The sequence below is a fragment of the Desulfomonile tiedjei genome (assembly GCA_016212925.1).
Lineage (GTDB): Bacteria > Desulfobacterota > Desulfomonilia > Desulfomonilales > Desulfomonilaceae > JACRDF01.
On sequence record JACRDF010000032.1, the window covers coordinates 1 to 9,684 of the forward strand.

The 9,684-nt window shown below is 53.1% G+C and carries 12 protein-coding genes; 6 read left to right on the plus strand and 6 right to left on the minus strand.

The window, feature by feature from the left end; genetic code table 11:
* Positions 1-296: 296 nt before the first annotated feature.
* The 4 genes from HY913_14175 to HY913_14190 all read right to left on the minus strand — a co-directional run bounded on the left by HY913_14175 (position 297) and on the right by HY913_14190 (position 5,322).
* A complete protein-coding gene (locus HY913_14175) occupies positions 297-1,070 on the minus strand; it encodes a 2-hydroxyglutaryl-CoA dehydratase (GenBank protein ID MBI4964421.1) in 774 nt (257 codons plus the stop codon).
* Between the two features lie 72 nt (positions 1,071-1,142).
* Positions 1,143-2,465 carry a 2-hydroxyacyl-CoA dehydratase gene (locus tag HY913_14180; protein MBI4964422.1) on the minus strand — a complete coding sequence of 441 codons (1,323 nt, stop codon included), beginning with the start codon at positions 2,463-2,465 and terminating at the stop codon, positions 1,143-1,145.
* Positions 2,462-3,532 (minus strand): 2-hydroxyacyl-CoA dehydratase, encoded by a 1,071-nt coding sequence (locus HY913_14185; protein ID MBI4964423.1) that lies wholly within the window; start codon positions 3,530-3,532, stop codon positions 2,462-2,464. The genes HY913_14180 and HY913_14185 overlap by 4 nt, the downstream gene beginning before the upstream one ends.
* Positions 3,529-5,322 (minus strand): AMP-binding protein, encoded by a 1,794-nt coding sequence (locus HY913_14190; protein MBI4964424.1) that lies wholly within the window; start codon positions 5,320-5,322, stop codon positions 3,529-3,531. The genes HY913_14185 and HY913_14190 overlap by 4 nt, the downstream gene beginning before the upstream one ends.
* Before the next feature lie 148 nt (positions 5,323-5,470).
* On the opposite strand from HY913_14190, the gene HY913_14195 reads away from it, so the two are divergent.
* The 3 genes from HY913_14195 to HY913_14205 all read left to right on the plus strand — a co-directional run bounded on the left by HY913_14195 (position 5,471) and on the right by HY913_14205 (position 7,277).
* A complete protein-coding gene (locus tag HY913_14195; protein ID MBI4964425.1) occupies positions 5,471-6,496 on the plus strand; it encodes an AraC family transcriptional regulator in 1,026 nt (341 codons plus the stop codon).
* A 233-nt stretch (positions 6,497-6,729) separates the two neighbouring features.
* Positions 6,730-6,951, plus strand: coding sequence for a hypothetical protein (locus HY913_14200; protein MBI4964426.1), 222 nt, complete (start codon positions 6,730-6,732; stop codon positions 6,949-6,951).
* Positions 6,951-7,277, plus strand: coding sequence for a type II toxin-antitoxin system PemK/MazF family toxin (locus tag HY913_14205; GenBank protein ID MBI4964427.1), 327 nt, complete (start codon positions 6,951-6,953; stop codon positions 7,275-7,277). The genes HY913_14200 and HY913_14205 overlap by 1 nt, the downstream gene beginning before the upstream one ends.
* Here HY913_14205 and HY913_14210 read toward each other — a convergent pair.
* Both HY913_14210 and HY913_14215 read right to left on the minus strand, forming a co-directional pair.
* Positions 7,271-7,489, minus strand: coding sequence for a hypothetical protein (locus HY913_14210; protein MBI4964428.1), 219 nt, complete (start codon positions 7,487-7,489; stop codon positions 7,271-7,273). The two genes, HY913_14205 and HY913_14210, sit on opposite strands and share 7 nt — an antisense overlap.
* A 78-nt stretch (positions 7,490-7,567) precedes the next feature.
* The gene (locus tag HY913_14215; GenBank protein MBI4964429.1) at positions 7,568-7,750 is read right to left on the minus strand and encodes a hypothetical protein; all 183 of its coding nucleotides are present in this window, start codon (positions 7,748-7,750) and stop codon (positions 7,568-7,570) included.
* Between the two features lie 146 nt (positions 7,751-7,896).
* Between HY913_14215 and HY913_14220 the strand changes: the two genes are divergently transcribed.
* The 3 genes from HY913_14220 to HY913_14230 all read left to right on the plus strand — a co-directional run bounded on the left by HY913_14220 (position 7,897) and on the right by HY913_14230 (position 9,585).
* Positions 7,897-8,595 (plus strand): PAS domain-containing protein, encoded by a 699-nt coding sequence (locus HY913_14220; GenBank protein ID MBI4964430.1) that lies wholly within the window; start codon positions 7,897-7,899, stop codon positions 8,593-8,595.
* A gap of 104 nt (positions 8,596-8,699) precedes the next feature.
* Entirely contained in the window at positions 8,700-9,215 is a 516-nt protein-coding gene (locus HY913_14225; GenBank protein ID MBI4964431.1) for a hypothetical protein, read from the plus strand.
* On the plus strand, positions 9,181-9,585 hold the full coding sequence (locus HY913_14230) for an SOS response-associated peptidase (GenBank protein ID MBI4964432.1): 405 nt from the start codon (positions 9,181-9,183) through the stop codon (positions 9,583-9,585). The genes HY913_14225 and HY913_14230 overlap by 35 nt, the downstream gene beginning before the upstream one ends.
* Positions 9,586-9,684: the final 99 nt, after the last annotated feature.

Genomic DNA, 9,684 nt, shown 5'->3' on the forward strand with positions numbered 1-9,684 from the left:
AAACTGTTGCTTGCATGAAGATCAATCGCCGCATACACTTCCATTGGGCGCCTCCTTTGGTTAATGGCAAGTCGGGGATATCACACCCCCCGACTCAGAGGCGCCTTTTTATGATTATCAGGTCTGCTCTTGGCTCATGTTGAGTTGTCATAAGGTCGTGCCACTGCACGGTCTTTTTGCTTTTCTGTGGGTTTCCCGTGACTTTTTTCGGAAGGCCAGCCATAGGCAAAGGCTTTGAGAGGAAACACAATCCAAAACCCGCGTCAGCTTCGGAGACGTTTTTTACTTCCGAAAGGTCACCCTCGCTTGGCAAAGAGCGCTGCGCCGAAGGCCCCCACGATCTGCGGATCTTCATGAATAAGTATGGGACTGCCCGCTTTCTCCTCAAACAAGGCCACCACGCCTCGGTTCTTGGCTACACCCCCGGTCATGGTCACTTTGCCACCCGCGGCCACGCTCATAAACATGCTCCAAACGCGATTGACTATCGCGCAATGTAGACCTTTTATGATCTCATCTTTGGGGTGGTTCTTCGCCACCAGAGAAACCACCTCGCTTTCCGCGAAAACGGTGCACACGCTGCTGATGCCTGCCATTCCCTTGGCCATTAGCGACAAATTACCCATTTCATCCAGACTGACTCCCAATTTCGAAGCCATTACCTCCAAGAAACGCCCCGTGCCGGCTGCGCATTTGTCATTCATGGCAAAATCCAGGACCTTTCCGTTCTTGCCCACACGGATGACCTTGGAATCCTGTCCCCCGATGTCAATGACCGTGGATATTTCGGGGAACAGTCTATGGGACCCCATTGCGTGGCATGAGATCTCAGTAACCCCTTTGTCGGCAAAAGGCAGAGAGATTCGACCATAGCCGGTGCCGACCGTGCATTTTATCCGGTTTCGATCTATGCCTGCTTGACGGAGGGCCTGCGAGAGGGCTTCCTCAGCAGCTTGAGTGCTGTTTGCCTCAGTCGGGACAACGGAGCAGCCTACGATCTTTTCGTTGGCGTCGATGATGACCACGTCCGTGGTAAGGGAACCTACGTCAATGCCCGCGTAGTAGTCCAAGAGAATCCCCGTGTTCGTGCTAGCTTTGCGTCATGGAAGTTGTTATTACCCAGCCATTGCCGATACAGCGCGCTAGCACAGCATTTCGACAAATGCTTCCAATCGGTTCTTTGTCTGCTGCTCGGAAAAGACCCTTGAATCGTTGTGGTCGGCCTCCAGCAGCATGGCCGGAATACCGAGCCCGTTTACCAGTTCGTTGCGTTGGTCTATCTGTCCTATGGAATAGGGTTTGCACGAGCGATCCGAGTGCAAAATCACGCCATCGAGATCGAAATCCTTAACCATATTCTTCATGGACTGGAGCTTATATTGAACAGAACGATTGAGATAGGGCATCAGGTATACCCGCGCCATGGATTCGATAGGCCGCAGCGGGTCCATCAGCGGAGCGAGTTCTCCCCACCCGTACGTGTAATTTGAAATTACTACGTTGACTCCACGCTCAGCCAGCAACTGCGACAGCCAACTCAACCGGTACCAGATGGGGAGGTTGTCCCAAAGCAGCCTGGCCTTTTCATTTTTGACCGCGCCCACTCCTTTGGAGATTCGTTCGTCGACTTCCTTTAGCATGTTTCGGTAGAAACTAATGGTTTCCGGTTGTCCACGCAACGCTACAATAGGCCCCATGTTTATGAACGCGTCAAAGGCAGTGAGAGGCGAAGGTTTGGTCTGTGCGCGATTGAGAATTGCCAGCCACAGCTCGGATGCTTCCTTGCCCAACCGCAAGGCTTCTTTCAACCGGGCGTACTTCAGGCTTTTTCCGGCAATCCTCTCCGCGATTGATATTAAATCCTCCAGTTGTTTCTGCACGTATTCTATTTGGTGGTCTTTGGGGCCTTCATAGAGAAAAGGCGTGTCGATGTTTACAAACTGCGCCTTATGGTAGGCAGCCATAACTTGATACCATTGGAGAATGGTCTGGCAGATGTTGTTGCTGCAGACGATGAGGTCAGGTTTGGGTATCCTTCCAACAGGGCTCCTGCCAGTGAGGAACGCTCCAATCTCTGTCCTTGGATATGAACAGATATCGCGTGAATAACCTGCATTCTCGGCCTCGGTAGCGAATTCCACCGCTTGCCTGCGGGCGCCGCACAGCGCGGAATGGTTGTCAGGGAAGTATACGAAGTAATCGAGGGCCTGCAGTATTTCCACCGGAGCGCCTGAGGCTACCCAGGCCACTTTTTTGACCCCATTAGCATAATTGCCTGCCAGGTATTGCTGCGAAATCAATTCCTTCATGCGGAATCTCGATGCCAGGGGAGGCACCAGCGAGTCATTGCCGGCCGTGCCTTTCCTGCCTGCCTTCCATTTGGATCGCAAGCGTTCAAAGCGAAGTGCTGCCTTGCCAATCACTCCTGCCTTCAAATGGTAGGCCAGGAAACTGCCGATTTTCATCTCAACATCTCCAGAAATGACTGAATCCTATTTAAGACCTGGAAAGGAATCGTACCCTCCAGGTCCGTCTCGAGGTAAAGCAGGGGCCAGCCGCGTTTTTCCAAGGCCTTACGCTGGAGGGGCAAATAGAAGAGTTCCGGTTCGCAAAACTTGACGTTGTAGACCACTGCGCCCCTTGCTCCGTATTTTTCCATCTTAGTCACCAGATGCTTGCACCTGTCCTCGACCGAAGCCCCTACCGTAGGGTCCGGGGGCATGGACATCATCTGACGTGCCATTCGACGAAAAGGATTCGCGTCGTCGTAGGTCTCGTATACCCGTCGTCCGCAACACGCCAAATCGTCCGCCACCACTCTACCGCCCATGTCGTTGATATGGTCAAACAGCTCCATGGGCTCCGGCACAATTCCGCTCAACAACAGGGGAATACCCTTTCGGTCGGCCTGTGCCTTCGGCAAGGTCTGAGCCAATTCCAGGAAAACCTCCGCGGGCAGAAACTCACGCGAGCGCAGTGCGGAAAAAAAATCCCGATCGCTGACGGAGTATTTGTCTCTGTTGAGGCAGATCTGTGCGAACGCAGCGTCGGCCTGACCCTCGATGTCGAGCGCGGCAATCAGATCTGCATCGGAAGGATCGACATCGGACAGTGGTCGGAGCCTTTCCGCTAAGTCTTCCAACTCTTTCTGCAAGAATTGGAGTTGGCACTGGCCGCGGCCTCGGGGATGGTAAATGGTCAGCACAGGTTTGCCGCCGGACAGGAAATCCTTGAATATGGATCCCATGCCTTGCAGCGAGTCGCAGGTGTGGGGAATCAGGATGCAGTCCAACTGTTTCCCGGGATCGGTGCTCAGGAAGCTGGTGGCATTACGGACAATAGCGCAGGCGTATTCCTGGAAATGGCCGGCTTGCGCGTGGGTATTGATTCCCGGCGGCCCCCACACCTCAATGGGGTGAAAGCCAAAAGCCCTCAGCAATGCCCTGGGATAGTGAATGGGGAGCACTGCCGCGATCTTTTTCCCTTCACCGCGGACCTGCTTAATGATCTCTTTTCGGCTGGGCAAATTCACGGTGTGCCCCCAGGCTCTCCGGTGTACTGCTCTGCAATGAGTTCTGAATACATATCGACAAGCTTTCGCCTCTTCAGTTTCAAAGTGGGTGTCAATAGACCGTTTTCCTGAGTCCAATCATCGGTGATTACCACGGCCTTCATGGGTTTTTCATAGGTCTTGAAATCACCGCAAAATGTGTCGATTTCCTTTTTGAACAGAGCTTGAACCGGATCGCTTCTCTCCCAGCCCTTACGGCCCAGATCGAGGCCTTGATCCTGCGCGAAATCCCCCATGGCCTCCATTTCAGGAACAATGAACACAATATTGTACGGACGATTGTCGCCGAAGATCATAGCATGGGCCACATAGCGACTCTGCTTGAGCTGTTCTTCCAGGAGCGACGGTGCGACATACCGGCCGTTCGTCATTTTGTACAACTCCTTGATCCTGCCGGTGACATACAGGTATCCGTCGTCATCGAACCTGCCAAGATCGCCTGTGCGAAACCCTCCATCCTCGGTGAGGCTTTCAGCGAACAACTCGGGCAGCTTATGGTACCCGACGGTTATGAGCGGACCGTATGCTACGATTTCCCCTTCGTTTTCCCGTGCCCCTTCCACGGATTTGTCCAAAACGACCCTCGCTGCTTTCACGGGCTTGCCCACGCTGCCTATACGACGTTCATCCTTGGTGTTGAACGTCAAGGCCATGGTGGTCTCGGTCAGACCATAACCCTCATAAACCGAGAGGCCCAGGCACTCCATGAATTCGATCAACTCGCGGCTGAGCGCTGCGCCGCCACTGGTCATCCAGCGTAGACGCCCGCCGAATCGATCGCGGATCTTGGACATTACCAGCCTGTCGGCCACTGCGACGGTAACGCGATCCTTCAGCCCAATGTCCCGGCCTTCACGCAGTTGAGCACGAGCGGTCATGCATTTGTCAAAGAGCAATTTGGCCAGGCCGCCTTTTTTATGGATGGCTCCGAGCACTACCTCGTGGAATCGGTTGAGCAGCTTAGGCACGCTAAAGAAAATTGTGGGGCGGATGAGGGAGAAATCTTCGATTATTTTCATGGGATCAGGCACGATGGCCGCGGAAAACCCTTTGTATACAACGAGGTGAACTTCCACAATTTGGCCCATCAGATGGCCCCAGGGCAAGAATGACAGGCTGCGGTCCTCTGGACTAAGGTCAAGGAGGTCTTCTACAGACTCCATTTGGGTGATGAGGTTGTTGTGGGTCAAGATGACCCCCTTGGGATTGCCCGTGGTTCCGGAGGTGTAGATGAGGCCAAACGGCTCATCCGGTGAAGGTTTCATGCTTGGGACCGGGTTGCGTTTCCCCCTCCGGATCAAGTCCGCATACGAATACGCGCCGTCGGCCTCGCCGTCCAGGCATACCAGCGCTTCCAGCGTTTCCACGTCCTGCACAAAGCCCTTCACCCGTTGAGCGATTTGCGGGGATCGCACCAGCAATACCTTTGCCTCTGAATCGCGGAGGATGAACTTCCATTCATCGAGGGGTTGCGACTCGTACATGGCCACGAACTGCGCTCTCAATCCGTAGGTGGCATAAGCGGAGACAGCCCACCTCACGCAGTTGTTGGCTATGACGGCCACCTTATCCTCATGTCCTACGCCCAGAGAGGCAAGACCGGCGCGCATCTGATCGACCATTTCGCCGAACTCACCGAATGTCACCCATCGGTAACCGTCCGCTCCCTTTTCGCCGAACATTTCGCGCGCGCCATACCGAGCGCAGGACGCCTGCTGCACGTCCACCAGATTATTGAACCGCTGTCCCATGTCTTGTCCTCCCCCGATTCGTTAAGGGCCTCACAACGGTCTTGACCCCAATCTGCCTTCGCAATAATATGGAGCAAACCCGACTGCCCCGCTAGGTCTATAGCTGACAAATAGTGATCCATTCCGGTCAAGGCCAAAAGGTACTCCCATGGAGACCGAACGAATTCCCGCAGAGGCTGCCAAGTGGCTGGTCGAAAAGATGCTGACGAGAGGAATTCAATTAGACAAGCTACTGACTGGCACCGGGCTTGATCAATTGTGGCTTGCCGAAAGAGACCCCGGCATAACCTATCGGCAATATTGCCAAATCGTGATCAATGCCATTGACGAGAGTGGTGACCCTGCAATCGGCCTGTCTGCTATTGATGATTCGAGTTATATAAGCCGCCTCGGTTTCTGGGGGTACGCTCTGGCGAGCGCGCGGACCTGGCGTGATGCAAACAAGATCGCCATGGAGTTCTGGGAAATATCAGGGTCTCTGGTTCGAGTCAGTTTCACGTCAGATGATAAGCATGCGATCTGGAATGTTTTCGTGGCCAGTCCTCTTGTGGCTGACCGGGTATTGATATTTGCTATTGAAAAAGTGATTGCTTCGGCATGCGCCACCATTCATTTCCTTACCGGGAGTCCGCCGCCACTGCTTGAAATCCAAGTTTCCTATGCCCCGCCCGGCCACGTTCATCTCTACAAAAAGTATTTTGATTGTCCGGTTAAATTCGGTTGCGACAGAAATCTAGTGCGCATGGACGCGTCGGTACTGGAACGTCCTCTGAAGATGACCAGCCCTCAAATAGCCGAGGTATGTAAGAACCAGTGCCAGGAGTTGCTCCTGAAGTACCGGCAATCGGATGATCTCGTTCACATGGTCCGGAGAATGATTTTCTCTTCTCCGGGGAAGTCGGTCCGGATTCAGGATATTGCGGAAGATCTGGGCCTTGGCGCTCGGACGCTGCGCCGCAGGTTGAGGGAAAGAAACATTACCTTTAAAGAGATATTAGATGGGGTCCGAGCCGAGATCGCAAGAGGTTATCTCACTGGTACCAGGCTGAGCATTGATCAGATATCCGGCCTTGTGGGCTTTGATGAGGCCACCAACTTCCGGCGGGCTTTCAAAAGGTGGACCGGCGAGAGCGCCGCAGCGGTGAGAAAGAGTTCCCGGGAAAAGCATTGGTGATGACAGGGGTCGGAGGTTCAAATCCTCTCCCAGCGTACCAGAGAATAAGAGTCAGGTCCTGCAAACCGCAGGGCCTTTTTTCTTTTCTGAGGAACATTGGGCACTCTGTGAACTATCTTCAGTTCAGCGGAAAAAGAATCCCACTCCGGAATTCCCTGGATTATATGAAATGTCCAAATCTTCCCTCGACGGACCAACCGGGATTCGTATATTATAGGCATGGAGGTGGGCAGATGATTCGGACGGTTGAAGCCACAATTGACGAACAGGGGAACGTCAGACTCTTGGAACCTGTGAAACTAGCGTCCACGCGACGTGCTCTTGTAACCATACTCGAAGACGCACCCGTAGCACAGGTGAATGAAACGGCTCTTCTAAGTGAAGCGGCGTTGGCCAAGGATTGGAACCGCCCGGAGGAGGATGTGGCGTGGTCACACCTACAGCAGGAGCGGTAGTGCTTATCCCCTTTCCTTTTTCTGATCTATCACAGGCGAAGCTGCGGCCGGCGGTTGTTCTTGCGAATTCCGGCCGTGGTGACTGGATTTTGTGTCAGGTTACGAGCAACCCTTATGGAGATGCTCATTCCATTGAAATAACTGATGATAGTTTCGATCATGGCTCTCTTCGCGTCATCAGTTATGCCCGAGCAGGGAAACTCTTCACAGCCAGTCAGGATCTTATTGTGTCGCAAGTTGCGACTCTGAATTCTTCCTCGCTCAAGTCAATCATTCAGGCGGTAATCGAAATCCTGCGCAATGGTCTCAAGAATTCAATTCAGTGAGTCGGGAGGTTCAAATCCTCTCCCGCGCACCAGCAAAAACAGAGAGAAAGGCCGCGATATGGCATCCCCATGTAACGACGGTCCGGCATGAGCCAAGACGAGACCTGACCCCGTTCCGGCTGACCCCGTTCCGGTCGAGGAGGAGGCTTGGGAATGAGGGGTTCGATCTTCTTCCATTGCTCATCGGTCAGGTACACGACTCGTTTGCTCACCGGACTTACCTCCGGCGAGATGAATATACCAAAAATATAAGGAGTACAAGGACTTATTTCATACGCGATATCACGCGGTTACACGCCATCCGAGGTTTTGCAACCGCCTCTAGCCACTCTCATCAGTATCGCCACCAGATTCCTTTCAACCTCGCCGATCTCCATGCTCCGGCCCCAACCGCGCACGAAGCCGAAAACCTGATCGACCACCGAGTACATCTGTGCTATATCTTTGTCCATACCCCGGTCCGTCTCTGGCATACATGGTTTCCCCCAACACCATGTACGCCATCTGAGGACGGGAAACCAGCCTTTCCCGAGGCTATCTGCTCGTTCCGATTGAACTTGCCTTTGACAGAAAATCGGGGCACTCAACCGATTTTCGCCATGAACATGGAGGCAGCGCCATGAAGAAGAAAGAAACAGTCAAGATTCACGACGACGAAGATCCTTGGATTGCTGCCTATCTGCCTATCCTGCAAAGCATAAAAGCACATCTGCACCTCATAGACGGTAATCTCCGAATTCAATGGGCAAACGCGACAGGGTTAAAGGGTGGCGGTCGCGAACTCGCGGACATCACAGGAAAACACTGCTATGAAGTGCACCTCGGTCGAACTGCCCCCTGCAAGGATTGCCCAGTGAAACGAGTTTTCGATTCTCATAAACCTCACATGCTGGAAAGGTGGGTTCCGCTGCCCGATGGCTCCGAAAGATGTTTCGAAGTGCGGGTCTATCCGGTCTCTGACAAAAGAGGTATTCCGGTGTACGCGATCAAGATAGGATTTGATGTCACCCGGAGAAGACTTGCTGGACAGAAAACGAGCCAATACGTGGAAACGCTGGAAACCTCGCTTCGGGAGCTAATTCAAGATCCTGTGCCGCCTTTGGAGCATCACAACAAGGATGACAGGTTTGGCCTCAGCAAACGAGAAATTCAGGTTCTTCGCTTGATGTCTCAAGGGTTTTCCAATATCGAGATTTCCCGAGACCTCGCCATTAGTCCTCATACAGTAAAAACCCATGTTACCCACATATTTGACAAAATCGGAGTGACCGATCGAACCCAAGCAGCAGTCTTGGCGGCACGCCTCGGAATAATCTGAACGATAATTTTCACGGTATCCCCCAAACAGGCGATTCCCTTTCGAAGATTTTCTGCTTCTATGTGAAGAGAGGCTCGGAGATCGGATTCGAAAGGAGGCAGATCATGGCTGAAGTGAAAGACTACACCACGGGGAAGGTGCTCGACGGCATCAGGCAGGTTTTTCGTGTCCTTGCGTCTACGGAAGGTTCTCTCGAAAACTCTCAGATCGGAGACAATCTGCTGGCCGCAATGAGGCAACTCGATCCACGGCTATTGACCACAGAAAGCGCATCACGTTTGATAAGAGAGTCGGCCAAGTGCGCAGTGGGAGAAAGGGTTTGTAGATCTGCTTACAAGGACACACCATTGACGGAATCAGTGTTTCTCGACGAGTTGGCCGAAGGGATGGTGGACGCGGGAAAGGCAAAATACGTGACCCAAGAAGAGGCTATCGCCGTTTTGGGGATGTATCCTAAATACCCAACCATTGTGTCCAAAGTGTCGGGCAAGCATATGGAAATCTGCAACACTTGGCCGAAGACGTGCGTATACTGGTCCCAGGAAAGGCGTGGACTGAAATGTATAGCGAGGCCAGGGCGAGGATGTGGACTTGTTGCCGAAGAAGGAGATTTGGTCTGAGGACTCCTCAATAGAATACAAGTTGATCAACGCCAGGAGGGAGACTGCCGCGGAGAAACCGGCCTTTCGGGCAGCCTTCAAGTCCAGAAGATGCCTTGTTCCCGCAGACGGATATTACGAGTGGAAGAGGAGGAAGGGAGGTCAGAAACAACCTTTTCTGGTCAGGAATGCCGATGGAAGCCCCTTCGCTTTTGCAGGGCTTTGGCAAAGCTGGACAGGATCGGAAGGTGAGATCATCGAGTCGTGTACGTATTTGACTACCGACGCCAACGAGATCATGGAGCCGATCCACGACAGAAAAGGGGTCACGTCTGCTCTTGGCTCATGTTCGGGCTCATCCGGCATTTGCGTACGTGTAGTTGAAAAATAAAAGAGGACATGCTTGATCCTTCCGGGGTTTGAAAAAGTCTTGGAAGGAGGGCAAGGCATGTCCACTAGCCTACTGTACCACGCTTTGAACATCGTGGGA